Origin of the sequence: Aureicoccus marinus, from assembly GCF_002954325.1 — a bacterium.
GTDB classification, from domain to species: Bacteria; Bacteroidota; Bacteroidia; order Flavobacteriales; family Flavobacteriaceae; genus Aureicoccus; species Aureicoccus marinus.
The window spans coordinates 2,905,073-2,930,990 of record NZ_MQVX01000001.1; the positions used below are offsets into that span (position 1 = coordinate 2,905,073).

Consider the following 25,918-nt stretch of genomic DNA (forward strand, 5'->3'; position numbering starts at 1 on the left):
CATGATTATTTCCTATCTTAGTTAATCGATTAACGTGATACCTATGAAGAAGAATTTTGTGCTGGCAACTCTGGCCCTGCTTGTTGCGGTCGCCTCCTGCAGTTTTACGAACAACAATTTTGAAAATAACGACAAGGACAAACTCTTAATTGACTTGATCACCTATGTTCTGGAACGAGGACACTACGAGCCAAAATCCATCAACGATAAATTCTCTGCTGGAGTCTACGATGGCTTCATCGATATACTCGACCCGACCAAACGCTATTTCCTGGCCAGTGATCTTCGCGAGTTTGAGAAGTACAAATACCAGATCGACGACGAGATCAAGAACACCGATATCACCTTTTTTAATTTGGTGCACGAACGTTTAGAAACCCGGATGAATGAGGTGAAAGAACTCTATCCGGAACTCCTTTCGGAGCCTTTTAATTACGGATTAAAAGAAGAAATCAACATCGACTACCGCAGTCTTGAATTTGCCCGCAACAAAAAGGAGTTGCGCGAGCGTTGGAGACAACAGTTGAAGTTTAACTCTATTGGAGATTACAACGACAAATTGACCAATTTCGAAAACGAGTCCGACGATGCCCTTAGTAAGGCCAAAGAGGCAGAACTCGAAAGCGCTGCTCGTAAGGACGTTTTGGAGCGCCTAAACGAGTATTTTGATGTGGTCGATGACTTGGAGCGCAAGGACTGGTTTGTTCAATACATCAACACCATTGTGGAAGAGTTCGATCCGCATACTTTTTACTTCGCCCCGGAAGACAAGGAGCGTTTTGATATGAGCATGTCGGGTAAATTCGAAGGGATTGGTGCTCGCTTACAGAAAAAGCCGAACGGGGCTAAAATCGTTGAAATCATTTCAGGAGGTCCGGTCTGGAGAGACAAGTCCCTTGAAGTGGGTGACGAAATCACGAAAGTAGGTCAGGAAGGCGAAGAGCCGATCAATATTGTCGGAATGCCTCTAGACGACGCCATCAAATTGATCAAGGGTCCAAAGGGAACAGTTGTTTATTTGACGGTTCGCAAAGTAGACGGAACGACAGAAGAGATTAATATTACCCGTGATGTCGTGGAACTGGAAGAGTCGTATGCCAAGTCTGCGACCATCGATAAAGAGGGCCGTACTTTTGGTCTGATTGATCTCCCCAAGTTCTATGTAGACTTCAACGATTACAACAAGCGCAATGCCGCTTCTGATGTGGCCAAAGAAATTGAGCGACTAAAAGAAGAAGGGATGGAAGGTCTTGTGATTGATCTGCGTGATAACGGAGGGGGATCCCTGAAGACCGTAGTCGATATTGCGGGTCTCTTTATTGAGGACGGACCGATTGTACAGGTCCGCTCTTCAGGACAACGAAAAGAAATTCACGAAGACAAGGACGAAAGAATTCAGTGGGATGGACCTTTGGTGATCCTGGTGAACGAATTGTCTGCCTCTGCTTCTGAGATTTTGGCGGCTGCCATGCAGGATTACAAGCGCGCGATTGTGATCGGAAGTAAGCAAACCTTCGGAAAGGGAACCGTTCAAAATGTAATTCCGTTGACCAATTTGGTCAGCTCCAACCAACACGGCGACTTGGGAGCGCTGAAGATCACTACGCAGAAATTCTACCGTATCAATGGGGGGTCTACCCAGTTGGAAGGGGTCAAGAGTGATATCGTGGTTCCGGATCGTTACTCCTACATTGATTTGGGAGAACGTGATCAGGAAAACCCATTGGCTTGGGACCGAATTTCGCCAGCTGATTACGAAGAGTGGAGAGGGTACGAAGACTTTTCTACTGTTGTCAAGAACAGCCAGGAGCGCATGAGCAAGAACTCACAGATCAAACTGATCGAAGAGAATGCGCGCTGGGTTAAAGAACAACAGAACGAGAACGTAGTTTCTCTGAATATCAAGGAATACCGTCAGGAACTCGAAGCAGATAAGAAGAGAGCGAACTACTTCAAGAAGTTGCAGGAATACGATTCCCGTCTGAGTTTCTCGTCTTTGAAAGACGAAGAAAGCTTATTTACACAAGATCCAATTCTGCGTGAAAAAAGAGACCGCTGGCACCGTGAGTTGGCCAGAGATGTCTATGTAGAAGAAGCCATTAACGTATTGGAAGACCTCAAAATGAGTGCGATCCGAGCCAATCCGAACAGAAAGTTAGCTTCTTCCGTAAAAGGCTAGACCCTTTGAATCGACAACGAATTTATTACGCATTAAGTCTGGCGGCCATTTTGGCCGCCTTTTGGCTTTTTGACCTTTGGTGGGCCAAGGCAGAACAAGAGAGCAAACGGCCTCAATTCGAAATGGTTTCGGGTGGCGAATTGCGTCCCAGATCCACCGAAGGTATAGAAATTACCCACGAGTACTACGCCTTTTCATACCGTACTGAATACGAGCAAGCCGAATGGGTTGCCTACTGGCTCAAACCCGAACATTTGACCCAAGATGACCGAAAACGACCCTATTTCGAAGTCGACCCTTCCGTCCCAGGTGAATCTGCTCATTGGCGTAACTACAAGGGTAGTGGGTACGACAGAGGACACCTCTGCCCGGCCGGAGATCGGCGATTTAGTGAGGAGGCTTACAATGAAACCTTTCTTACCAGTAACGTCAGCCCTCAGGACCGGGAGTTCAATGCGGGGATTTGGAACCGTCTGGAACAGCAAGTACGCTCCTGGTGCAAGCGCTATGGAGACTTGTATATTGTAACGGGTGGAATCCTGGAGGAAGGCCTGGAAGAAATTGGCTCGGAAGGGGTTGAGGTACCGGACTATTTTTACAAAATCGTTTACCGTCCAGGAGATGATGAAGCCCTTATTGCTTACCTAATCCCCAACCAAGAACAAAAAAGCGATCTAAGCCGGTTTGAAGTCTCCGTGGATGAGATTGAAAGACGATCCGGTTTGGACTTTTTTACCCTACTGGATAAGGGCAAACAAGAGGAGTTGGAAGCGCCTACCCGATTAGGGGAGTGGAGGTATCACAACTTCAATTAAATACCGTCGCGCAATCGGTTGGCGTCCAGCTTGAGCATAATGAAGATGAGCAGGCTGAAGAAAAGTTGACTCGATCCCCCATAACTGAAGAAAGGAAGTGGGATTCCGATGGTGGGCAAAAGTCCCAAAACCATCCCGATATTGACGCCGTAGTGGATCAGTAAAATAGAGACGACCCCATAACCGTACATCCGATTAAATTCCCGCCTCTGCCTCTCCGCAATAAAGACGAGCCGCAACAGGAGTAAAGAAAAGAGCATGATGACTCCAGCTGTTCCTATAAAACCCCACTCTTCTCCTACAGAACTGAAGATGTAGTCGGTGTGCTGTTCGGGAACGAACTTTCCTTTGGTTCGGGTACCTTCCATAAAGCCCTTTCCGTTAAAGCCGCCGGATTCGATTGCTTTTTCGGCTTGGTAGGTATTGTACCCAATTGACTTTCGGATTTTTTCTAGTTTGGAGGGGTCTTTTTCGAGTCGTAACCACAGATCAAAACGATCACGGTGCCGCTGTTCAAAGACCTCTGTGTAGATAAAATCGACGGATAGCGAGATAGTCATCGCCACGACGATAAAACCCAGTAAAGGTCCCGTAGGAATCACCAGGGTAGGTTTTTTGAGCAGAAAGAAAAGAGAAATGAAGATTCCCAAGCCAATGGCTACCCAAATGGTTCCAAACATCAGGGTGGTTACGAAGAGAATAACTAAAATAAGAGCAAAGAAAAGGTAGTACAAGGGCAGCCCTTCCCGGAACAAAACGAAAAAGAGGGATAGGTAGACCAGGGCACTTCCCGGATCAGGCTGTGGCAAGACCAAAAGGGCCGGCAACAGGATAATGAGCGTGGCGTAGAGCTGGTATTTACGAACCCGTATATCGGTCTGTATATCACTGAGGTATTTGGCCAAAGCCAGGGCGGTGGCCATCTTGGCGAACTCCGAGGGTTGCAGGTTAAAAAAGCCAAGACCGTACCAGGAAGTGGCTCCCGAAATTTCTTTACCAAACACAAAGAGCCCAGCCAGCAAGACAATAGCGATGAGGTAGATGATGCTGGAAAAGCGTTCAAAAAAGCTGCTTTCGATGATTAAGACCGGAAAGACCACCAGGAGCGAAATAATGATAAAAACCAGCTGTTTCCCGTAATACGTTTGGTAGTCAAAGACGCTGGTAAAGTCCTCGGTTACCGTGGTGCTGTAGATGTTGATCCAGCCAAAAAGCATGAGGGAACACATCAACAGAATAGTCAGCCAATCAATGCGGCGCAGTAGGGTACTACCACTCATATTCGTTAATCTCAAATGGTTGACACAGGTATGGCTTGGCGTATTCGTGCTCCAAGGTCTTCTCGAGCATACGCTTCTCCATATCGGTACGGGTAATCTCACCTTTCAGGTACTTTTCGATCATCAGAGAAGCGATGTGTCCGGCATAACGCCCTCCGTAGTATCCGTGTTCAATGAAGACCGCGATCGCAATTTTGGGGTCTTCCACGGGTGCGAAGGCCACAAACAATGAGTGGTCCGTCAACTGGAAGCGGATCCCATCGATCAGGGTAAAGTTCTCTACCGTTCCTGTTTTTCCTGCGATGGTAACCCCAGGAATCTTCAGGTGCCGAGCCGTTCCGTACTCGTATACGTTGGTCATACTCTCGATAACCGTCTCAAAATGCTTGGCGTCGATGGTGGTCCTTTTTGGCTCTGTAAAGCGAGTGTCGATTCGACTACTTCCTGCAATTCGCTTAATCACGTGCGGGGTGTAGTAGTGCCCCCTGTTGGCAATGGCAGCGGTCATATTGGCCAACTGTATGGGTGTAGCTGCAACTTCTCCCTGCCCAATGGCATTGGAGATGATATAACTCGAAGCCCAGCGCCCTTCTCCATAAGCCCGGTCGTAGTATTCGGTATCTGGAATACGCCCGGGTCTTCCGGTCGGTAAATCGGTTCCCAGGTATTCGCCCAGACCAAAGCTCTTCATGTGCTCGGTCCAACGGGCATGCCCTTCGGCTGTCGTTTCGAATTTATTGTAAAAATTGCGGAAGGTTCCGGCAAAATAGGCATTACAGGAATTGAAAATACCCTTGTTCAGGTCGCGAACCCCTCCACCGCAGTGGCAACCGCGAAGTGTATTCCCTACATAAAATCCGTTAACACACTTGAACTTGGTTTCTTTGGTAATCACCCCTTCTTGTAAGGCGACCATGGCGTTCAGAGTTTTGAAAGGAGATCCCGGAGAGGTTCAGCCAAAATAGACCGGTCCCAAGTGGGCTTGGCAATGCTGTCGTAATAGAGTTCGGTGTAGTTTTTGGAACGCTCCCGACCGACCAAAAGAGCCGGGTTGTAGGTGGGGCCTGAAATCATGGAGAGAATTTCACCACTCGAAGGTTCAATGGCCACAATTCCCCCGTGTTTCCCATTCATCAGGCGCTCTCCGTATTCTTGGAGGGCCTTGTCGATGGTGATGTGGATTTCTTTCCCCATTTTGGAACTGATATCCTTGCTTCCGCCTTTGTAGGGACCAATATCCCGGTTGAAGTTGTCTTTTTGGATGTAGCTGATTCCTTTTTCGCCCCGTAAAATTTCTTCGTATTGTTTTTCAATCCCGGTACGGCCTCGAACGTCTCCGGAAATATAGTAGTCGCTGCTGGTGATGTCCCGGTTGTTGACCTCACTGATATAGCCTAAGACATTGGCTGCTGCCGGGGTGTTGTAGTAGCGTAAGGACTTCTTCTGGATGTAAAAGCCAGAGTAATGCCTCATCTTTTCCTGTAGTCGGGCATAATCCTCTTTGGATAATTGAGAAACCAGAGGGGAAGGCAAACGTGGAGAATAGATTTTGGCTTTACGTAGTTTTTCTTCGTATTCCTCCGGAGTGATTTGCAGTAGCTCGCAAAACTCTTCCAGATCGAATTCTTCCACCTCATTCGGAACCACCATTACATCGTAACTAGCTTGATTCCCTACCAGAAGTTGACCGTTACGGTCGTAGATGTACCCGCGCTCCGGATAGTTGAACACCCTTTTGATCGAAGGATCTTCCGCCAAAACATTGTCACTATCCCGAAAAAGTTGCAGATAGGACAGGCGCCCGATAAAGGTCAGGGCGACGACCACAATGAGGGAGGACATTAAGAGACGAACCATGAATCGATTAGAGGTTTAATTCAATTTGTAAACAGGCCTTGATACTACAACGCCATTTTGGGTCAATTATTCGGAATTTCTGGTTTAACTCGGTTTGGCAAAAAGTGAGCTGATCAACAGACAAAGGAATAAACTTATTCCACTGGTAAACAGCACCTTCTTCAAAATTATAACGAAATGGGAGAAACTTAAAATTTCGAGACTGAAGAAGATCAAATGGTGAATCACCACCAGTAATATAATGAAGGTGATTCTCTGTAATCGCGTGGTATTGGTGTAGCTAAATCCTTGAAATTCGTAGTTGTTTCCGTAGCAAAAACGCAGAAGTAAGGGCCGAATATAGGCCAGGGTCATACAGGAGATGGCGTGGATGGCCATCGTATCCGAAAAAATATCGATCACAAAGCCCAAGGCGAAGCTCGTTAAGATGAAGACGGAACGGTTCTGGCGCATGGGGTACCAGTACAAGAAAAGTACGTAGATCATGGGGTTGATGTACCCCAACAGATTCACATTATTCAAAATCCAGACCTGGGCCAAGACCAAGAGCATAAAGCGGGTGATATTTATGCTGATCATGCTATTCAACATCTTCGGTCTGGGCTTGGAGGTTGAGGATTTCTTCTCTTTGGTTGTTGCGGATCACGTAGACATTCCGGACGTTGGACATGTCGTTGAAGAGCTGCACTTCAATTTCGTAAAAACTGGTTTCTTTGGGGAGCTTATAATCTACTACCACTCCAATCGGAATATTCGGCGGAAAGATGCTTGACATTCCACCCGTCATAATGGTATCCGATTTTTTGATTGGCACCAGTTTGGGGATGTCGTACAACTGCACTCGGGTAAAATCTTCACCATCCCACCGCAAGGAACCAAATTGATCAGTGCCTTTGATGATGGCATTGATGCTGGAGCGGTCGTTCAGGACGCTCTGAACCGTTGCGAAATTTTGGCTGGTGTTTTCGATGATCCCCAGTACGCCTAAGGGAGTGATGACCGCCATGTCTTCCTCAATCCCATGAGCTGCACCCCGGTTGATGGTCAGGTAATTGCGGTACGAGGTGATGCTGTTCTTGTTGACTCGGGCCGAAATATACTCGTACACCCGCAAGTCTTCAGCCAGTTGGAGGCTGTCTACCTCTTCCAGGGTACCGAGGAGTTCCCGAAGACGGCGGTTTTCTTCCTGCAGTTTTTCGTTTTCGCCTTTCAAGTCAAAGTAGGCGCCAATCCCTCCTGAAATGGAATAGAACTGACCACTGACCCAATTGGCCGAATTGAAGTACTTGGATTGGTGGTAGGAGTGCGATTGCACCGTGAGCATCATCCCGATAAAGAGCAAAAGAAGGTACAGAAACGTATTTCTTCTACTGAGTATAAAGTTGATGATGCGTTGCATACCGAGGTCTACTTAAAAAGCCATTTCCCTAAATAAAGTGTTGATCCTATTTGATCAATACGTTCTTGTAGCGGGATAAATTCTTTAGGGCAATTCCTGTACCTCGCACAACCGCTCTAAGCGGATCTTCTGCGATATAGACAGGAAGATCGGTTTTTTGTGAAAGACGTCTGTCAAGACCTCTTAGCATGGATCCTCCTCCGGCCAGGTAGATACCGGTATTGTAAATATCGGCAGCCAGCTCCGGGGGCGTTTGAGAAAGGGTTTCCATGACCGCATCCTCGATGCGTACTATACTTTTATCCAGGGCTTTTGCAATCTCGCGGTAGGTAATCATCACCTGCTTCGGTTTACCCGTTAGCAAATCCCGACCCTGAATGGATTTGTCCTCTGGTGGACTGTGTAAATCGTCAATGGCAGAACCAATTTCGATTTTGATGTTTTCTGCAGTGCTCTCCCCTATGTAGAGGTTGTGCTGGGTTCGCATGTAGTAAATGATGTCGTTGGTGAAGACATCCCCTGCAATTTTCACCGACTTGTCACAGACAATACCTCCCAGGGCAATGACGGCAATCTCAGTAGTACCCCCGCCGATATCGACAATCATATTTCCTTTGGGCTGCATAATGTCTAGGCCGATACCAATCGCAGCCGCCATCGGCTCGTGGATCAGGTAGACTTCTTTTCCGTTCACACGTTCGGCTGATTCTCGAACAGCACGCATTTCCACTTCGGTAATTCCAGAAGGAATACAGATCACCATGCGCAGAGCAGGTGGGAACCACATTTTTTTCAGAGCAGGGATTCCCTTGATGAACATATTGATCATCTTCTCTGAAGCGTCGAAGTCAGCGATCACTCCGTCTTTTAGCGGTCGAATGGTTTTGATGTTTTCGTGGGTTTTCCCCTGCATCATGTTTGCCTCCCGACCGACGGCAATAATTTTTCCTGAGATTCTATCTCGTGCCACAATTGAGGGGCTGTCAACGACGACCTTATCCGAATGAATTATAAGGGTGTTGGCAGTACCGAGGTCAATGGCGATTTCCTCAGTCATAAAATCAAAAAACCCATATGTCTTTTTCGCTAGTGTTCTGTGGTGAAAAGATAGGACAGTTTGTCCGAATATAGGGGCAAAAGTAGTAAAATTAATGCTTAAAATGACGTAGTCCTGTCATTACCATGGCCATACGATTTTCATTACAAAAATCGATACTCAATTGGTCGTTGCGCGAACCTCCTGGTTGAATAACCGACTCAATTCCAGCGTTGTGTGCGATTTCAACACAGTCCGGGAAGGGGAAAAAGGCATCACTCGCCATGACCGCTCCCTGTAGGTCAAACTTAAAATGACCTGCTTTATGGATAGCTTGTTGTAGGGCGTCTACCCGTGAAGTTTGTCCTGTTCCGCTGGCCAAAAGTTGCTTGTTTTTAGCCAAAACAATGGTGTTGCTTTTGGTGTGTTTGCAAATCTTCGAAGCAAACAACAAGTCTTCCATTTCTTCTGCTGTTGCTGCTCTTTCTGTAGCCACTTCCAGATCGCTGGCCATATCGGTACGGTTGTCTCGATCTTGAACCAGGTAGCCGTTCAAACAGCTGCGAACCTGAGTTGTTGGAAGAGCGGTTGGTTTTTGTTTGAGCAGAATGCGGTTCTTTTTTCCTTTGAGGATCTCGAGAGCATCGCTGTCAAAATCAGGGGCGATAACCACTTCGCAGAACAGTTGGTGAATTTCTTCGGCTGTTGCGGCATCAATCGTTTTGTTGCTGATCAAAATACCTCCGAAGGCAGAAACCGGATCGCCTGCAAGAGCATCCACATAGGCTTGCTTGAGGTTATCTCTGGTCGCCAATCCACAGGCATTGTTGTGCTTTAAAATGGCAAAGGTGGGTGCATCGTTCTGAAATTCCTGCATCAGACATACGGCCGCGTCCACATCCAAAAGGTTGTTGTACGAAAGGGCCTTTCCGTGCAATTGATCAAAAAGGGCTTCAAAGTCTCCCGCAAAGACCCCTTGTTGATGCGGGTTCTCTCCATAGCGAAGCGGCATAACCTGCTCGACGCTGAGCTTGAGGCTTTCCATACCGGTGCTGCTTTCATCTAATCCCTGGAAGTAAGCGTGGATCGCAGTGTCGTAATGAGAAGATACGGCAAAGGCTTTGCGTGCAAAAGAAGCGCGCTGTGCTTCAGTAGTCCCGCCTTCTTGTCCCTGAATGAGTTCCAGAAGTTCCGGGTATTCGTTACGGGAAGCAATACAAACCACATCGCGGTAATTTTTCGCTGCTGCTCGAATCAATGAGATTCCCCCGATATCGATCTTCTCGATAATATCTTGGGCGCTGGCCCCGCTCGCTACAGTTTGCTCAAAAGGGTAGAGGTCTACCACGACCAAATCGATTTGAGGAATGGCGTACTCTTCCAATTCTGCCACATCGCTTGCTTCGTTCTGTCTGTTCAGAATTCCACCAAAGACCTTGGGGTGAAGGGTTTTTACCCGCCCCCCCAAAATGGAAGGGTAGCTTGTCAATTCTTCAACGGGCACTACATCTAATTCCAGATCCCGAATAAAACGTTCGGTTCCCCCTGTGCTGTAAAGGGTTACGCCTTGTGCGGCCAATTCTTTAACTAAGGGATCTAGCCCTTCTTTGTGAAAAACAGAAATGAGAGCCGATTGGATCTTCTTGGATGTGCTCATGTCAGAAAAACGTATGATTGGTAAAAATGCAAAAGTAGGGCATTTGCCCTCTGAGCCCCAGTTAGTTTATCAACAATAGGGGCTGAGTTGTTAAGGTGTTTTGTGTTTAAAACAAGCGGGCCAATTCGCTATTGATGAATTCCAAAAAGTCTTCGTCTTCCGGACTAAATGGATCGAGTACATGGGAATCGATATCGATTTGACCGATGTTCTCTCCTTCGACAAAAAGAGGAACCACTATCTCTGATTTGACGTCAATGCTGCAGGCGATGTAGTTGTCTTGGCCTTGTACATCGGGTACCACAAAATTTTCGTTGCTTTCGGCTACCTGTCCGCAAATTCCTTTCCCGAATGGGATCAAGGTGTGTTCAGTGGGCTCGCCAGCGAATACGCGTAATTTGAGTTCTGGCTTGTCGCCATTTTTAAAGTAAAAGCCCACCCAGCTGTAGTAGGAAATACGGCTTTGTAACAGGTCACAAATGCCTTGCATAGCGGCATCCGGGTTGGAGGTGTTGCTCTCGAGAAGTTGGAGGACTTCTTTTTTGAGTTCGGTAAAAACGGGGGATTTTTCAGTCGATGTCATGGATCAAAAAATGAGGAGGCAAAGTTAAGAAATCCCACTCTTTTGTTAAGGTTCTAGGTCCAAAACACAAATGAATTATCTTTGTAGTATGGCAATTGGCAAATCCATGCTGGCAGTTTGTTATTCCCTGCTGGTGCTTCTCTCGGGTATTTCCTGGCATGTGGAAGAGCACCACTGTATGGGTCGTGTGATGGATCGCGCTATTTTGGGTGATGCGGAATCCTGCGGAATGGAGGAGGCCAAAGCCCTTTGGGACCAAACACTCCCAGAAGGTTGTGATAAGCTGAGCAGCGATTTTCACTGTTGCGATGACATTGCCTACGGAGTGGAAAAGCAAGATGAAATCCACGACCAGGCAGTTTCCTTTGTCGCTATGCTATCCACAAGCGGCTATGCATTGCCGAGCTCGCCACTTGTTTATTCACCCCTTTCGGATTATCCGAATTCTTACCGACCACCACCACTCCTGGCTGGTCGAGATCGACTGACCTGGATTCAGGTGTACTTGATTTGATGTAGAGGTGTTTTCCGGTTTTCCGGACCGCAACCTTATGGCCCTCTCCGGGCTAAATTCAAATCAATTTTTAGCAAATGAAAAAACATGTTTTAGCAGCCCTTTTTCTCTTGGTAGGATGGAGTTGTTTACAGGCGCAAGGCCCGCCCATAACGGCCGACAAACCCATCATGCTTGGAGGTAATAGTTTTACGACCAAGACCTTGATGGAATTCCGAAATACTCAGCGTGGGGATTTCGCCTACATCCCTTTGATGTTGCATTACTTACCGAGTTCCAACAGCCTGTTAGCCGTGCACATTCCTCTTATTGATTACCGTATCGATGGGGGGACTTCCGGTACAGAGCTATCCGACATCAAAATCCTGGGAAAGTATCAGTTTTACCGCAAGGACGCTACTGGGAAGACTTTTCGAATGGTCCTCAAGACGATTCAGCAGTTGCCCACGGGACCTTCCTTGGATATGATGGATATTGCCACGGGCGAATACCAGAGTTATTTTGGTTGGATTGCGGGGTACGAGACCTTGCAATACGGTATCTCCAGTGAGATTGGCTACAACTGGATGCCCAATGGCAACCTGAGTGCCTTTCAACAGAAATTGGGATTTGGTTTACCGCTCTTGAAACCCCAATACCCCAACAAACAGCTGAACCTCTATTTTGAGTATGCCAATGTATGGGTGTTTGAACGCAGCTGGTACCAGCTGCTCTATGCGCAGGGCATACAGTACGCGCGGAAGAACATCACTTTTGACCTGGCCGTACAGGTTCCCTTAGTGAATGATGTGGCCGAAGGCCGAAAACTTAATCAGAGCGTCTTTTTAGGGGCTCGCTACACTTTTTAATACGATTACTATGAAACGTTTTATACAAACCAGTTTACTATTGTTGTTCTGTACCACCTTGTGGCCCAGAGCAGCCGAGATGTTTTTGAAGTTCAGGTCGACGGATTGGGTTGCCCCTTCTGTGCCTATGGCCTGGAGAAGAAGTTTAAGGAGTTTAAAGGAATCAAGAAAATCACCATTGATATTGAGACCGGAGATTTTCGTTTTGAGTATCCTGCAGACCAGGCGTTGACAGCGGAGCAAGTTGTTAAGCAAGTGGAGAAGGCCGGTTATACCCCGAAAACCTGGACGATCACCCGTGCCGATGGGCAAGTAGAAACTTCCGAGGCAATGCTTGCAAGTGCTTCTTCCAAAGGCTCTGAAAAAGGAGAACTCACTGTACGAGGAGTTTGTGGTATGTGCAAGGCCCGTATCGAGAAGGCCACCTTATCGATTACAGGAGTGAGTGAGGCCAATTGGGATGTCGAAAGCAACCAATTGACTTTTGGCTATGACCCTTCCAAGGCTTCTTCCGATGCCGTCCGTGATGCTATTTTGGCTGCTGGACATGATGTAGAAAACAAAAAAGCAACGGATGAAGCCTATGACGCTTTGCCTCCTTGTTGCTTGTACAGAACCAAAAGCAAGCACTAATGAAGAAGTTCAGCAGTATACTCCTACTCGGTTTGGTCGCTTTGATTTCTTCTTGTGGAACAGAAGAAAAGGAGTGGTCCTATCAGGAAACAGTTCATCTCGGAGAGGTCAGGCCTATCGGTCTGGCCTTGACCGATGAGGGCTTTTGGATTTCGGACGGCGATAACAACCGATTGGTTCAAACCGACCGAAACGGAAAGGTGGCTCGGTATATCGACTCTTTAGAGCGCCCTATGCACTTGGATGTTGCGGAGGGTGTTGTGTATGTTCCGCAGTACGGCAATGACCGTATTGGTGTTTTTGCTGCCGATATTCTCCAGCAAACCCAGGGGCCCGGTAATTTGGATGCACCGGCAGGTGTTTCCGTTGCAGGAAATACTATGGCCGTTGCGGATTTTTACAACAATCAGGTGCATTATAAGAACGAGCAAGGCCAGTGGAGTACTTTCGGAAAGAAAGGCAGCGAGCCCGGGGAGTTCTTGTACCCAACAGATGTACAGATTACCGAAGAGGGTATCTGGGTTGCCGATGCCTACAACCACCGCGCCCAGTTGATCGATTTTGAGGGCCAATCGTTGGCCGTTATCGGAGAAGAACAAGACCTCAATGCAGCGACGGGCATCTGGGTGACCGAGACCGAAGTCTTCCTGACCGATTTTGAGAATGATCGTGTTTGGATATTTAACAAGCAGGGAGAAGTGCTTCAGCTGCTCGATGACGAGGTCGAAAAACCAACCGATATGATCAGTGAAGGGGAGTCTCTTTGGGTAGCGAACTTTAGAAAAGGAGAGCTCCTCAAATACGCCTTGACACCGGTTCAAAAAAAGTAGATGATGAAACAGGAGGCACGAATTCAAGGAATGACCTGTTCGGGCTGCGTCGCTTCGGTAAAGCAGACCTTGGAAGCTCATCCGTCGATTCGCCAGGCCGAAATTGAACTGACATCCGGCAAGGTAAGCCTCGAGGTCGAAGAAACCGTTTCGTCAGACAGCTTACAAGCACTGTTTCCGGAAAAGTACACTGTAGTTGACCTGGATCGAGCAGTTTCGGAAGTAAAGGAAAAACCGGTCCAAAGCAAATGGAGGCAATTGCGCCCGCTTTGGTTGGTGTTCTCCGGAATCCTGATCACGAGTTTGCTCCTGAATTCCGGAAGCTGGCAAAGAGGATCCATCATGTTGGATTCCATGGGCCTCTTTTACCTCGTATTTGGCTTCTTCAAACTCTTGGACTACAAGAACTTTCCCGCGAGTTTTCGGATGTACGATCCTTTGGCCAAAGCGGTTCCCGCTTATGCTTGGGCGTACCCCTTTATTGAGCTCGTTCTGGCGGCGCTCTTTTTGAGTCGTTTTGCCGTGCCACTGGCGCTGGGGTTGACCTTGGTTATTCTTGGAATCACCACCTATGGGGTGCTGAAGGTATTGCGAAGTAACACCACCATCCAATGTGCCTGTCTGGGAACGGCGCTCAAGCTGCCGATGACCGAAGCGACCCTCATTGAAAATCTTCTGATGATCGCCATGGCCCTTTGGATGCTCCCGGCCTATGGGTATTTGCTGTAAGCAGAAATAAAAAAACCGGCCCTTTTGAGGCCGGTTTTTTATTGTATCGAGGACAGATTACATCATGCCTGGCATTCCGCCACCTCCCATTGGAGGACCAGCAGGAGCATCTTCTTTGATGTCTGTCAAGGCGCATTCTGTTGTCAGGATCATTCCAGATACAGAAGCAGCGTTTTCTAGTGCTACACGCGTCACTTTCGTCGGGTCAATTATTCCCGCCTTCATCATTTCGGTGTATTTGTCAGACTTGGCATCGTAACCAAAATCGCCTTTGCCATCTTTTACTTTGGCAACCACTACAGAACCTTCACCACCAGCATTGGCAACGATTGTTCGCAATGGAGCTTCGATAGCGCGTTCAACGATTTGAATTCCGGTCGCCTCATCATCGTTTCCGGCTTTTACTTTGCTCAAGACGGATTGACTGCGGACAAGGGCAACCCCTCCACCAGCAACAATGCCTTCTTCTACAGCCGCACGAGTGGCGTGAAGGGCATCATCAACACGGTCTTTCTTCTCTTTCATTTCAACCTCAGAAGCAGCTCCGACGTAAAGAACAGCAACACCTCCAGCCAATTTGGCCAAACGCTCTTGCAACTTCTCTTTATCGTAATCTGAAGTGGTTGTTTCGATCTGCGCTTTGATTTGGTTTACGCGGGCTTTGATGTTTTTAGCCGCACCAGAACCGTTGACTACTGTTGTGTTGTCTTTGTCGATGGTTACTTTTTCGCAAGTACCCAACATGTCAACCGTAGCGGTCTCCAAAGAGAATCCACGCTCTTCAGAAATAACCGTAGCGTTGGTCAAGATGGCGATGTCTTCCAACATGGCCTTGCGACGATCTCCAAATCCAGGGGCTTTTACCGCAGCGATTTTAAGGGATCCGCGAAGTTTGTTTACAACCAAAGTAGCCAAGGCTTCTCCGTCAACATCTTCTGCGATGATCAGTAGAGGCTTCCCGGATTGAGCCACAGGCTCCAGTACAGGAAGAAGATCCTTCATGGCCGAGATCTTTTTGTCGAACAACAAGATGTACGGGTTGTCCAGATCAGCGATCATTTTTTCGGAATTGGTTACGAAGTAAGGAGAAAGGTATCCGCGATCGAATTGCATTCCTTCTACGACATCAACGTAGGTATCGGTTCCTTTTGCTTCTTCTACGGTGATGACTCCTTCTTTCCCAACTTTTTCAAAAGCCTCAGAGATCAATTCTCCGATGGTCTCGTCGTTGTTGGCAGAGATGGCGGCAACCTGCTTGATTTTTTCAGAAGAGTCTCCGACTTTCTTGGATTGAGATCCTAGGTTTTTGACGATGGCTTCAACGGCCTTGTCAATTCCGCGCTTTAGGTCCATTGGGTTGGCGCCAGCGGCGACATTTTTCAAACCTTCTTTAACGATGGCTTGGGCGAGTACGGTTGCCGTAGTGGTACCGTCACCAGCTAAATCGTTGGTTTTGGAAGCCACTTCCTTCACCATTTGCGCTCCCATATTTTCTAGGGCGTCCTCCAGCTCGATTTCTTTAGCGACACTAACACCGTCTTTAGTGACTTGAGGTGCGCCAAAAGATTTGCTGATAATCACGTTACGACCTTTTGGTCCTAGGGTAACTTTTACGGCATTGGCCAGAGCATCAACTCCTCTTTTCAGGCCGTCTCTAGCGTCTACATCAAATTGAATGTCTTTTGCCATGGGTATTGTATTTATTTTTCCTTTTCGGGTTAATGATTAATTCAGGGTGTCTGCAGTGACTTAGACGATGGCCAAGATGTCGCTTTCGCGCATCATCAGGTAATCGTTCCCTTCCAATTTCAATTCTGTACCAGAGTACTTTCCGTAGAGTACCGTATCACCGACGGAAACTGTCATGCTTTCGTCTTTGGTTCCGGGTCCTACAGCAACCACTTTCCCTTTTTGGGGTTTTTCTTTTGCCGTGTCAGGAATGATAATCCCAGAAGCCGTTTTTGTTTCAGCGGCCATGGGTTCAACCAGGACGCGGTCTGCAAGAGGTTTGATTTTCAGTTTAGCCATGCTAACTAGTATTTAGAATGAATTGTATGATATGTTGCCTTTGCAAGGCATAAAGTGTGCCATCGCCCCAAACTGACAGTTTGGAATAAAAATGCCAGCTTGTCACAAGCTGGCATATCTTTTCTGTTCGTTCAGACCTAGTTTTCTGGTTCTTCTTCAGTCGGGTCACCAGGTAGGGGAGGCAATTCATCCGTTGCTTCTCCAGGTCCTACTTCCTGAACTCCTCCTTCAGATTGCTCTGAGTTTGGAAGCACCTTGGAACTCACGTTGCCAAACTGCGTTTTCAGTGTGATATTTGATAACAAAATGAGCGTGATCAAAAAGGCAGCCAAAATCCAAGTACTGCGGTCCAGAAAATCTCCTGTCTTCTTGACACCACCAACGACTTGGTTGCCTCCTCCACCGAATGAAGAGGAAAGTCCTCCACCTTTTGGATTTTGTACCATGATCACCAACATCAACAACAGGCAGATGACGATGATTAAGAGGATAAATATTTGAAACGTGCTCATTGTTTATTTTTTTTCTCCTTGATAAGAGACTTCAGCTCTTGAATTTGGGCTGCAAAGAAACTACTTTTTTCCGGATATTTCAAACGCAATACCTCGTAGCCTTTTAGGGCCTTCTTGTACTTCTTTTGCTCCCGATAGAGTTGGGCCAGGGTCTCAGTCATAATTTCTGACCGATTGACTTGTACGGACTCTTCGATATCCACCGTGATTTCTTCGCTCACCACCGGAATGATCTTCGGATTGCTCTCGAGAAAACGGTCGAGTATTTCGAACTTACGGCCTCTTTCCGAATCGCTTCTTGGATGGGGTGCAGGAGGGGTATCGTCTTTCTTGGACTTGGTTTTGTGGAGCCAGTCCGAAAAGGATCTCTTTTCCGCTGGCGGGCCTGCCGGTTCTTTTTCTTCCTCATCCAGCTCAAAATCAGTCTGGAACATGGGGTTTCGGTTCAGGTCGGAATCTTCATTGGCCAAAGAGAGTGTCGCATCTGCGATCAAATCCATTTCGGTTTCCTCCTCCGTAATAGGCTCTAAATCTGCCAAAGGTTCACTGTCGCCACTCAGGGTAAAGGAAGGTTGGTCCTCCTCGGTCAGGGCCTGGTCGTACCAGGGCGAAGCATCTCCGGAATCTTGGGTTGGTTCTGCCTCCGCTTCGGCTTCCGGAGTTTGATCTCCAACGGGTTCTTCTGGGCTTTCAAGCGCGGCAAGAGGTTCGGGTTTCTCTTTGAGAGCGCTTTCTTCCGTAGGGGTCGAAAGGGAAGTCTCCATGACTTCATCCTCTTCAGAGAGAGGCTCAGTTTCGTCCACTTCCTCTAGAGATTCAGAAAGGGCCAGCTCTTCCAGCATTTCATCGCTTACCTCTTCGGTGAATTCTTCCAAAAGAGCTTCCTCTTCAATACCCAGGTTTTCTGGCTCAGCCTCCTCGCTCATCTCGCTTGATGGCTCTTCTCGAGCTTCTTCCAGTTCTTCCTCTTCGGATTCTTCTATTTCGGCTTCCTCTGAAACCAAAGTATGGTCATCTAAAAGACCAAGACTGCGCATTTCGGCCTCGGTGAGCGGAGTCCACTCTTCTTCGCTTTCTTGGGTTGTTGTTTCTTCTACTTCTTCGGAGGCTTCTACTTCGTTCAGTTCCTCCTCCACTTCTTCGGAAACCTCTTCGGTGCGAGAATCTTCTTCCGAGGTCGCTTCTAACTCTTCGTCCAGTGTGAAACTTTCTTCTGTGGTCTCTTCGGCGATTTCTTCTTCTGTATCAGGGGCCGGAGAAGCGTAAGCATCCCAATCCGGTTCTTCGACCAGATCTTCAGAAGTGGCTACAGTTTTTTCTTCTTCCTCCGCAGGGGCAAACTCCAAATCTGCCGATTCCATGGCAACCAGGCCTTCGGAATCTTCCTTGCGATTTTTACGGTGAGCCGGATGTCCAGCAGCCAAATGATTGGGGCTAAAATCCTCTGCCGTTATGAATTCAAAAAGAACTTCCCGGTCACTGGTATGGGCCGCGGTACGCTTGAGGACCCGATCGTAGGCCACCTCATCAAAGGGCTTAAGGGCTTTCAGGTGAAGGGCCCAGGCAGTCTGAAAATACGGGTGCTGACCAAGTAGGGCTTCCAGCTGATTCAATTGGTCAATGCTGTACTCTTCCGGGGGGCTTTTTAGCAAAGCCAAAAATGCGTCTTTCTCCATAATCAGCGGGTTTACCAATCGGCCAGAGAGGCCTGAAAAATATCGTTGGTCAAGCGTTCAAAAATCTCGGTATGGGCTTCTGATTTGACGCTTTCTAGCAAATCATTAGCCGAAAAATCGTAGAAGAAAGAGAAGCGTCTTTCAAAGTCGCTGTCTTCCTTTTTGTTGTTGTAAAAGCGAACCATGACCGTCATACTCAAGCGGTTTTGGGCCGCGCTCTGATTGGCGGTTGCGTCATCGGTGCCACGCGGTATTCGGTGATTTCGCCTTCGTACACCAGATCGGCATTGGAGTTGGTCAAATCCAGACTTGTCTGGTCGCGGATACGGTCTTGCAAGGCTAGGGTGAAGTCCCGGTCAAGCCCGGGTTCAATGGTTGAACCGGGGCTCTGGTCGGCAAAATTCTGGAAGAAATTCACCTGAAAAGTCTTGGCGTCGCCCACACTGGCTCCGGACAAGCTGTACCCCACGGATTTTAATCCACAGGAACTCGCGAGCACGAAAATCACAAGCAGGCTGAGGTAGGAGGAATATCTCGAAGGCATCACAAATCGTATTGTTTAATTTTTCGGTAGAGTGTTCTTTCGGAGATCCCCAATTCTTCGGCAGCTGCTTTGCGTTTTCCGCGATTGCGCTCCAAAGATTTCTTGATGAGCTCGACCTCCTTCTCCTGTAAAGATAGGGTTTCTTCTTCTTCGATTTCTTCGGCGTAGTGGAAGCGATCTTTGGGCTGCTCTCTCTCTATGTAAGCTGGTGTTGTTTCTGTGGCTGGTGGCTGAGGCAGGTGCAGGATCTCGGCCTCATTCGATTCCTGGTAAACCTCGGTCTGGGGATGCTCGCCATAGATCTTTTGAATCAGGCCTTCGTTCTCGGCTTTGACCTGATCGGTATTGCCACTTTGCATCAGTTCCAGGGTCAATTTTTTCAGGTCGTTCAGATCGGCCTTCATCTCGAATAAGAACTTGAAGAGGATCTCGCGCTCGTTCGAAAAATCCCCACTGTTGCTTCCTTTGGGCTCCACTAGGGCGGGCAGGCGGGTGCTGTCGGCAGGACTGAGATAGCCCGAAAGCGTGGCCGCGTCCACCTCTCTTTTTTCTTCCAAAACAGAAACCTGTTCGGCGACATTTCTCAGCTGACGGATATTCCCGGGCCAGCGGTATTTTTCGAGTACGCTGACGGCTCCAGCATCCAGACGAATGGTGGGCATCTTGTACTTTTTGCCGAAATCCGAGGCGAATTTACGGAAGAGCAAATGAATGTCTTCGGAGCGATCGCGCAAGGGTGGAATTGTAATCTCCACAGTGCTCAGGCGGTAGTAGAGGTCTTCTCTGAACTTCCCGTTCTTGATTCCCTCATACATATTCAGGTTAGTGGCCGCCACTATACGGACATTTGTTTTTTGTACCTGGGAAGAACCGACTTTAAGGAATTCTCCATTCTCCAACACGCGGAGCAAACGCACTTGAGTCGTCAGGGGCAGTTCGCCTACTTCATCCAAGAAGATGGTTCCTCCATCAGCCACTTCAAAGTAACCCCGTCGGGTTTGGGTGGCCCCGGTAAAGGCCCCTTTTTCGTGACCGAAAAGTTCACTGTCGATGGTCCCTTCCGGAATAGCTCCACAGTTGACAGCGATGTACTTGGCGTGTTTACGGTGCGAAAGGGAGTGGATAATTTTGGGAATGGATTCCTTACCGACCCCGCTTTCTCCAGTGACCAGAACAGAAATATCGGTTGGAGCGACCTGAATGGCCTTCTCCAATGCCCGGTTGAGCTTCACATCGTTACCGATGAGCTCAAACCGCTGTTTTATGCCCTGTACACTTTCCATAGTCGTTTCTTAATCGTTCATATCGCTGCGGCCTTCAGCAGTTCCTATTAAAGTAGCCGAGGTGCAGTCTTCAATTTTAACCCACACAAATTCACCGACCTTGTAATCTTCTTTGGGGAAGACCACCACCGTATTTTGGGAGTTGCGACCCATCCAGTGATCCTCGGATTTTCGAGAGGTTCCTTCGATCAGAACTTCTTCGGTTTTACCGACGTGCTGCTGGGTACGGAGGAGCCCGTGAGCTCTTTGTATATCAATGATTTCGGTCAGGCGTCTCTTCTTGACTTCTTCCGGAATGTCGTCTTCCAATTTCCGAGCCGCCAGCGTTCCAGGTCTTTCGGAATAGGCGAACATAAAGCCGAAGTCGTACTTGACGTACTCCATTAAAGAAAGGGTGTCCTGGTGGTCTTCCTCGGTTTCGCCAGGGAAGCCGGCAATCATGTCTTGACTAATACCGCAATCCGGAATCAGTTCGCGAATATTGTCAATGAGTTCAAAGTATTCTTCCCGGGTATGCAGGCGGTTCATCGCCTTTAAAATCCGGTTGCTTCCACTCTGTATAGGCAGGTGGATGTAGTTGCAAATATTGTTGTGCTTGGCCATACTTCGAATCACATCCAAGGTCATGTCTTGGGGATTCGAAGTCGAAAAGCGAAAGCGCATTTTGGGTTGAGCGGTGGCCACCATATCCAGCAGTTGGGCGAAATCCACGGCAGTCGCTTTCTGCATATCGCTCGCCTTGTCAAAGTCCTTTTTCAGACCGCCACCGTACCACAGGTAACTGTCGACATTTTGCCCGAGCAGGGTTACTTCTTTAAAGCCCTGATCAGCCAGCTGGGCAATCTCTTCCAGTATGGATTGAGGGTCTCGGCTGCGTTCCCGGCCCCGCGTAAAGGGCACTACACAGAAGGTGCACATATTGTCGCAGCCTCGGGTGATCGAAACAAAGGCCGTTACGCCATTGGAATTTAACCGCACAGGTGCGACGTCTCCATAGGTTTCTTCTTTAGAAAGAATGACGTTGACCGCCTCACGTCCCGCATCCACCTCTTCAATGAGATTGGGTAAGTCTTTATAGGCATCCGGACCAACGACCAGATCCACAATCTGTTCTTCTTCGAGGAATTTCGCTTTGAGGCGTTCGGCCATACAGCCCAAGACTCCCACCTTCATTCCGGGGTTTTGCTTTTTAACCGCCTGGAATTTCTCGAGGCGCTTGCGAACAGTCAGTTCGGCCTTTTCTCGGATGGAACAGGTGTTGACCAAAACCAAATCGGCCGATTCCAGCTGATCGGTGGTGCGAAATCCTTCCTTGGCTAGAATGGAAGCGACGATCTCACTGTCCGAAAAATTCATCTGGCAGCCGTAGCTTTCTATGTAGAGTTGCCGGGTACCGCCTTCGCCTGTAGAAGGGGCCAGGGCCTCCCCCTGACGGGAATCGTCCAACTGTTTGTGTTCTGTTAAGCGTGCTTTACTCATCGTTGCATTGCTAGGAGGGCAAAGATAATGCGAATTCCAGATTTCATGTCATTTTGGCAGAATCTTTCCGAGGGATTCCACGCAACTTTGTTTAAGCTTTTTCGTCTAGTCGATGTATTTAAACCAAAAAAAATGAACAGCTATGAAAATTTTTAAACCCTTGATGGCGGTCCTGGTGATTGCACTGCTTTCTTCCTGCGAGAAGAAAACCGAGTTTGCGGAATACTTGGTTGCCCGTCCTTTGATTATGACCAAGGCCGACTTTATTACTAGTGTCGACATCTTGCCGCCTCAACCCATCGAAGAGTCCGGGAAGATCTACACCTATCAAGACATGATCTTTATCAATGATAAATACGAAGGGATTCATGTGATTGACAACAGTAATCCGGCTTCCCCTCAAAAAATCGCCTACATCTCTTTGGCCGGTACGGTGGATATCTCGATCAAAGACGATGTTTTGTACGCTGACAGTATCCGGGACCTGGTATTATTTGATATTTCGGATATCAGCAACATCCAGGAGATCTCGCGAATGGAAAATGTCTTGCAGGACAATGTCATCTGGCCCTTTGATGCCGATATCATCGAATGGGTAGAATACGATTACGAAAATGAACTCATCGTGGGTTGGGAAACCACCACCGAAATTCGCAGAGTCGAGCAGACCAGAAACTTTGGAGGCCTGGATGATATAGCCATTGCGGAAAATGCCGATTCCGGTGGTACAGGGCAAGGAGGATCTCTTGCTCGATTTAAGATTGTTGGGGATCACCTGTATGCGGTTGATCAAACCAGCATCAACCTCTTCGATATTTCGGATGTGAGCAATCCTGTTGAAGGCCAGGATGTCTTTGTGAGTTTTGATATCGAAACCATCTTTAACCGTGGCGACCACCTTTTCTTGGGAGGACAACGCGGGATGTACATTTATGATATTACGGATCCGGCCTTTCCAGCCTATGTTTCCGAATTCCAGCACGGAACCGCTTGCGATCCAGTCGTCGTGGATGGCGACTATGCCTATGTGACGCTACGAGGTGGGAATACCTGTGGAGCAGTCGAAAGCGGACTCTATATTGTCGATATCAGTACCATCGAGAATCCTACCCTGGCCGTGCAGTATCCCATGGATGAACCCCATGGCTTGGGGATCAAAGACGAAAAGTTGTTTATCTGTGATGGAGCATCCGGATTGAAAGTCTTTGATAAAACAGACATCATGGGTTTAACAACCCTGGACGTTTTTAGCGACATTGTCACCTTTGATGTTATCCCGCAGGAGGATCGTCTCTTGCTTGTTGGAGATGACGTGCTAACCCAATTTACCTATACCGAATCGGGCTTGAATTTGTTGAGTAGTTTTGCACTCGATTAAGAAGAGAAAGCAGCGTTTCGACAATATAAAAGAAAGGTATCCCGTTGTTGAACGGGATATTTTTTTGTTTCTCTAAGTGGGTGAGTCCTCGGACTCACGGCACAAATCGTATGAAAAAATTGCTCTACTTTTGTCGAGCGAAAACCTCTGTGCATGGCAAAGAATCTTGTAATTGTTGAGTCACCGGCTAAGGCCAAAACCATCGAACGCTTCCTCGGAAAGGACTTCCGGTAGAGTCCAGTTTTGGTCATATTGCGGATCTGCCCTCCAAGGAATTGGGGGTAGACGTCGACAATGATTTCAAGCCCAAATACATCGTCGATAAAGACAAGCAATCCCTGGTGAAGAAGTTGCGGGATCTGGCGGCCAAGGCCGAATTGATCTGGCTCGCAAGTGATGAGGACCGGGAGGGAGAAGCGATTTCTTGGCACTTGGCGGAAGAGCTCAAGCTCGACAAATCCAAGACCAAGCGCATCGTCTTTAACTCGATTACCAAGCGCGCCATTGAGCAGGCGATTGCCAATCCACGCGAGATCAATTACAATTTGGTCAATGCCCAGCAGGCCCGACGCGTATTGGACCGACTCGTGGGTTACCAATTGTCTCCTGTCCTTTGGAAAAAAATTAAACCGGGTCTTTCGGCTGGGCGTGTACAGTCGGTGGCTGTCCGTTTGATTGTCGAAAGAGAACGCGAGATTGAAGGCTTTGAGCCCGAAGCATCCTACCGTGTCAAGGCCCAGTTCGTCAGCGATAAAGGCGCTCCCTTTGAAGCCAAGCTGCCCAAAGCTTTTGCCACAGAAGCAGAAGCGCGGGAATTCCTGGAAAAGAATAAGCTGGCCCAATTTGAGGTGGCCAAGCTCGATAAAAAACCGGCCAAGAAATCTCCGGCCGCACCCTTTACCACCTCGACCTTACAGCAAGAGGCGGCCCGTAAACTGTATTTCTCGGTTTCAAGAACCATGCAGGTTGCCCAACGTCTTTACGAAGCCGGTTTGATTACCTATATGCGTACCGATAGTGTGAATCTTTCTCCTGAGGCCCTGCAAGCAGCGCAACAGGCCATCGAAAGCCAATATGGAGCAAACTACAGTCAGCCGCGTAACTATAAAGGTAAAAGCAAGGGGGCTCAAGAGGCGCACGAAGCCATTCGTCCGACCGACATGAGCAGGACAACCCCATCCTTGGAACGGGATCAGGCTCGTCTTTACGATCTGATCTACAAAAGAACCTTGGCCTCTCAGATGAGTGATGCCCAACTGGAACGCACCAATGTGCGTATCTCCGGAAGCACCTTTGAAGAGCAGTACAGTGCCAACGGAGAAGTTATCAAATTCGATGGGTTCTTGAAAGTGTACTTGGAGGGCCAAGACGAAGGAGAAGGAGCCGAAGAGCAGGAAGGCATGTTGCCCGCCCTGGCGGTCGGTGAATCCCTGACCCAGAAATACGCTTCAGCAACCGAGCGATTTACACGCCCGGCTTACCGCTATACAGAAGCTTCCTTGGTAAAAAAGTTGGAAGAGTTGGGTATTGGACGTCCGTCTACTTATGCACCGACGATTTCGACCATTCAATCCCGCGGCTACGTCGTCAAGGGCACCATTGAAGGAAAAGAAAGAAAATACACCCAGCTTGTGCTGGAAGGAGGACAGCTCAAATCCGAAGAATTAACCGAGATGGTTGGATCGGACAAGGGTAAATTGGTTCCTACCGATATAGGAATGGTGGTGAACGACTTCTTGGTCAATCACTTCAGTTCCATTTTGGATTACCACTTTACGGCCAGAGTAGAGGAGGAGTTCGATGACATTGCCACCGGTGAAGAGGATTGGCAAAAGGTCATGCGCGAATTCTACAAGGACTTTAGTCCTGTAGTAAAAGACGTAGAAGAAAATGCGGAACGCGCCAGTGGAGAACGTCTGTTAGGGACGGATCCCAAATCGGGTCGCCAGGTCTCTGCTCGTTTGGGTCGATTTGGACCCATGGTGCAGATTGGTACGGTAGACGAGGAAGAGAAGCCCCAATTCGCCAGTTTGTTGCCGGAACAATCCATCAGCAGCATCACCTTTGAAGAGGCGATGGCCCTATTCGAACTTCCACGTAAACTGGGCGTCTTTGAAGGCGAAGAGGTGGAGGCCAATGTAGGCCGTTACGGACCCTATGTACGTTGGGGTAAAAAATTCATTTCGCTGGACAAAGGCGAAAGCGCTTTTGATGTCGACTTTGGCAGAGCCCAGGAATTGATCGAAGCCAAGAAAAAAGCCGATGCGCCAATTGCTCACTACGATGGGCATGAGGTGACCAAAGGTGTCGGTCGTTTTGGTCCGTTCATCAAATGGAACGGTCTCTTTGTCAACGTCAACAAGAAATACGACTTCGACAACCTTAGTCAGGCCGATATTGAGGAGCTGATTGAGGCCAAAAAGAAAAAAGAGGCTGAAAAGCTAGTTCAGGAATGGTCCGAAGAAGGAATCCGAATCGAAAAAGCCCGCTGGGGTCGCCACAATATTATTAAAGGGAAAACTAAAATCGAGTTGTCGAAGGATGTCGACGCAGCTTCCCTATCTTTGGATGAAGTTAAAGCCCTTATCGAAGAGAAAGCACCCAAGAAAAAGAAGTCTTCGGCCAAGGGAAAAACCAAAACCAAGGCTAAAAAATAGT

At 48.1% G+C, this 25,918-nt stretch carries 20 protein-coding genes and 3 pseudogenes; 9 read left to right on the top strand and 14 right to left on the bottom strand.

The features are described 5' to 3' along the window. The first annotated feature begins 43 nt into the window (after positions 1–43). Positions 44–2,179: a carboxy terminal-processing peptidase gene (locus tag BST99_RS13485; RefSeq protein WP_105002260.1), complete on the top strand. Its 2,136-nt coding sequence runs from the start codon at positions 44–46 to the stop codon at positions 2,177–2,179. Positions 2,180–2,184: 5 nt separating this feature from the next. Next, on the top strand, positions 2,185–2,994 hold the full coding sequence (locus BST99_RS13490; RefSeq protein ID WP_245916276.1) for a DNA/RNA non-specific endonuclease: 810 nt from the start codon (positions 2,185–2,187) through the stop codon (positions 2,992–2,994). Here the strand turns inward: BST99_RS13490 and rodA are convergent. The 7 genes and pseudogenes from rodA to BST99_RS13525 all read right to left on the bottom strand — a co-directional run bounded on the left by rodA (position 2,991) and on the right by BST99_RS13525 (position 10,806). After that, positions 2,991–4,274 (bottom strand): rod shape-determining protein RodA, encoded by a 1,284-nt coding sequence (gene rodA, locus BST99_RS13495; protein ID WP_105002261.1) that lies wholly within the window; start codon positions 4,272–4,274, stop codon positions 2,991–2,993. The genes BST99_RS13490 and rodA overlap by 4 nt on opposite strands. Then, positions 4,264–6,131, bottom strand: a pseudogene (gene mrdA, locus BST99_RS13500) (penicillin-binding protein 2). The gene rodA and the pseudogene mrdA overlap by 11 nt, the downstream one beginning before the upstream one ends. 84 nt (positions 6,132–6,215) lie before the next feature. After that, on the bottom strand, positions 6,216–6,710 hold the full coding sequence (locus tag BST99_RS13505) for a rod shape-determining protein MreD (protein ID WP_245916277.1): 495 nt from the start codon (positions 6,708–6,710) through the stop codon (positions 6,216–6,218). 1 nt (position 6,711) lies between these two features. Then, on the bottom strand, positions 6,712–7,530 hold the full coding sequence (mreC, locus tag BST99_RS13510; protein WP_105002263.1) for a rod shape-determining protein MreC: 819 nt from the start codon (positions 7,528–7,530) through the stop codon (positions 6,712–6,714). Positions 7,531–7,576: 46 nt separating this feature from the next. After that, the gene (locus BST99_RS13515) at positions 7,577–8,587 is read right to left on the bottom strand and encodes a rod shape-determining protein (protein WP_105002264.1); all 1,011 of its coding nucleotides are present in this window, start codon (positions 8,585–8,587) and stop codon (positions 7,577–7,579) included. Between the two features lie 91 nt (positions 8,588–8,678). Then, positions 8,679–10,223, bottom strand: coding sequence for a bifunctional phosphoribosylaminoimidazolecarboxamide formyltransferase/IMP cyclohydrolase (purH, locus tag BST99_RS13520; RefSeq protein WP_105002265.1), 1,545 nt, complete (start codon positions 10,221–10,223; stop codon positions 8,679–8,681). A 106-nt stretch (positions 10,224–10,329) separates the two neighbouring features. Beyond that, entirely contained in the window at positions 10,330–10,806 is a 477-nt protein-coding gene (locus BST99_RS13525) for a GAF domain-containing protein (RefSeq protein ID WP_105002266.1), read from the bottom strand. A gap of 106 nt (positions 10,807–10,912) precedes the next feature. Here BST99_RS13525 and BST99_RS13530 point away from each other — a divergent pair, with 106 nt between their 5' ends. The 5 genes from BST99_RS13530 (at position 10,913) to BST99_RS13550 (ending at position 14,360) form a co-directional block, all read left to right on the top strand. Beyond that, on the top strand, positions 10,913–11,320 hold the full coding sequence (locus tag BST99_RS13530) for an HYC_CC_PP family protein (protein WP_146106306.1): 408 nt from the start codon (positions 10,913–10,915) through the stop codon (positions 11,318–11,320). Between the two features lie 77 nt (positions 11,321–11,397). Then, positions 11,398–12,168 (top strand): hypothetical protein, encoded by a 771-nt coding sequence (locus BST99_RS13535; RefSeq protein WP_105002268.1) that lies wholly within the window; start codon positions 11,398–11,400, stop codon positions 12,166–12,168. A gap of 60 nt (positions 12,169–12,228) precedes the next feature. Then, entirely contained in the window at positions 12,229–12,801 is a 573-nt protein-coding gene (locus BST99_RS13540) for a heavy-metal-associated domain-containing protein (RefSeq protein WP_245916278.1), read from the top strand. After that, positions 12,801–13,631 (top strand): NHL repeat-containing protein, encoded by an 831-nt coding sequence (locus BST99_RS13545; protein WP_105002270.1) that lies wholly within the window; start codon positions 12,801–12,803, stop codon positions 13,629–13,631. The genes BST99_RS13540 and BST99_RS13545 overlap by 1 nt, the downstream gene beginning before the upstream one ends. Further along, a complete protein-coding gene (locus tag BST99_RS13550) occupies positions 13,632–14,360 on the top strand; it encodes a heavy metal translocating P-type ATPase (protein WP_245916279.1) in 729 nt (242 codons plus the stop codon). A gap of 57 nt (positions 14,361–14,417) precedes the next feature. Here BST99_RS13550 and groL read toward each other — a convergent pair whose 3' ends face one another. From groL to miaB, 7 genes and pseudogenes are all read right to left on the bottom strand, one after another. Next, entirely contained in the window at positions 14,418–16,049 is a 1,632-nt protein-coding gene (groL, locus tag BST99_RS13555) for a chaperonin GroEL (protein WP_105002271.1), read from the bottom strand. Between the two features lie 60 nt (positions 16,050–16,109). Next, complete coding sequence (locus BST99_RS13560; protein WP_105002272.1) at positions 16,110–16,388, bottom strand: co-chaperone GroES; 279 nt, start codon at positions 16,386–16,388, stop codon at positions 16,110–16,112. Positions 16,389–16,525: 137 nt separating this feature from the next. Next, positions 16,526–16,900: a preprotein translocase subunit SecG gene (gene secG / locus BST99_RS13565; RefSeq protein WP_105002273.1), complete on the bottom strand. Its 375-nt coding sequence runs from the start codon at positions 16,898–16,900 to the stop codon at positions 16,526–16,528. Further along, entirely contained in the window at positions 16,897–18,576 is a 1,680-nt protein-coding gene (locus BST99_RS13570) for a hypothetical protein (protein WP_146106307.1), read from the bottom strand. The genes secG and BST99_RS13570 overlap by 4 nt, the downstream gene beginning before the upstream one ends. An 11-nt stretch (positions 18,577–18,587) precedes the next feature. Continuing rightward, positions 18,588–19,120 (bottom strand): annotated as a pseudogene (gene lptE / locus BST99_RS13575) (LPS assembly lipoprotein LptE). Then, a complete protein-coding gene (locus BST99_RS13580; protein WP_105002275.1) occupies positions 19,120–20,403 on the bottom strand; it encodes a sigma 54-interacting transcriptional regulator in 1,284 nt (427 codons plus the stop codon). The pseudogene lptE and the gene BST99_RS13580 overlap by 1 nt, the downstream one beginning before the upstream one ends. A gap of 9 nt (positions 20,404–20,412) precedes the next feature. Next, on the bottom strand, positions 20,413–21,882 hold the full coding sequence (miaB, locus tag BST99_RS13585; RefSeq protein ID WP_105002276.1) for a tRNA (N6-isopentenyl adenosine(37)-C2)-methylthiotransferase MiaB: 1,470 nt from the start codon (positions 21,880–21,882) through the stop codon (positions 20,413–20,415). 142 nt (positions 21,883–22,024) lie between these two features. On the opposite strand from miaB, the gene BST99_RS13590 reads away from it, so the two are divergent. Next, the gene (locus BST99_RS13590) at positions 22,025–23,260 is read left to right on the top strand and encodes an LVIVD repeat-containing protein (protein ID WP_105002277.1); all 1,236 of its coding nucleotides are present in this window, start codon (positions 22,025–22,027) and stop codon (positions 23,258–23,260) included. A 153-nt stretch (positions 23,261–23,413) separates the two neighbouring features. Beyond that, a pseudogene (gene topA, locus BST99_RS13595) lies at positions 23,414–25,917 on the top strand (type I DNA topoisomerase). The last annotated feature ends 1 nt before the right edge of the window (position 25,918 follow it).

Coding starts and splice junctions, on each gene's coding strand:
- miaB (WP_105002276.1), bottom strand. CDS start 21,882: ATGAGTAAAGCACGCTTAACAGAACACAAACAGTTGGACGATTCCCGT.
- rodA (WP_105002261.1), bottom strand. CDS start 4,274: ATGAGTGGTAGTACCCTACTGCGCCGCATTGATTGGCTGACTATTCTG.
- BST99_RS13580 (WP_105002275.1), bottom strand. CDS start 20,403: ATGGAAAGTGTACAGGGCATAAAACAGCGGTTTGAGCTCATCGGTAAC.
- mreC (WP_105002263.1), bottom strand. CDS start 7,530: ATGCAACGCATCATCAACTTTATACTCAGTAGAAGAAATACGTTTCTG.
- BST99_RS13590 (WP_105002277.1), top strand. CDS start 22,025: ATGAAAATTTTTAAACCCTTGATGGCGGTCCTGGTGATTGCACTGCTT.
- BST99_RS13550 (WP_245916279.1), top strand. CDS start 13,632: ATGATGAAACAGGAGGCACGAATTCAAGGAATGACCTGTTCGGGCTGC.
- BST99_RS13525 (WP_105002266.1), bottom strand. CDS start 10,806: ATGACATCGACTGAAAAATCCCCCGTTTTTACCGAACTCAAAAAAGAA.
- BST99_RS13570 (WP_146106307.1), bottom strand. CDS start 18,576: ATGGAGAAAGACGCATTTTTGGCTTTGCTAAAAAGCCCCCCGGAAGAG.
- BST99_RS13515 (WP_105002264.1), bottom strand. CDS start 8,587: ATGACTGAGGAAATCGCCATTGACCTCGGTACTGCCAACACCCTTATA.
- secG (WP_105002273.1), bottom strand. CDS start 16,900: ATGAGCACGTTTCAAATATTTATCCTCTTAATCATCGTCATCTGCCTG.
- purH (WP_105002265.1), bottom strand. CDS start 10,223: ATGAGCACATCCAAGAAGATCCAATCGGCTCTCATTTCTGTTTTTCAC.
- BST99_RS13505 (WP_245916277.1), bottom strand. CDS start 6,710: ATGATCAGCATAAATATCACCCGCTTTATGCTCTTGGTCTTGGCCCAG.
- BST99_RS13485 (WP_105002260.1), top strand. CDS start 44: ATGAAGAAGAATTTTGTGCTGGCAACTCTGGCCCTGCTTGTTGCGGTC.
- BST99_RS13545 (WP_105002270.1), top strand. CDS start 12,801: ATGAAGAAGTTCAGCAGTATACTCCTACTCGGTTTGGTCGCTTTGATT.
- BST99_RS13530 (WP_146106306.1), top strand. CDS start 10,913: ATGCTGGCAGTTTGTTATTCCCTGCTGGTGCTTCTCTCGGGTATTTCC.
- BST99_RS13560 (WP_105002272.1), bottom strand. CDS start 16,388: ATGGCTAAACTGAAAATCAAACCTCTTGCAGACCGCGTCCTGGTTGAA.
- BST99_RS13535 (WP_105002268.1), top strand. CDS start 11,398: ATGAAAAAACATGTTTTAGCAGCCCTTTTTCTCTTGGTAGGATGGAGT.
- groL (WP_105002271.1), bottom strand. CDS start 16,049: ATGGCAAAAGACATTCAATTTGATGTAGACGCTAGAGACGGCCTGAAA.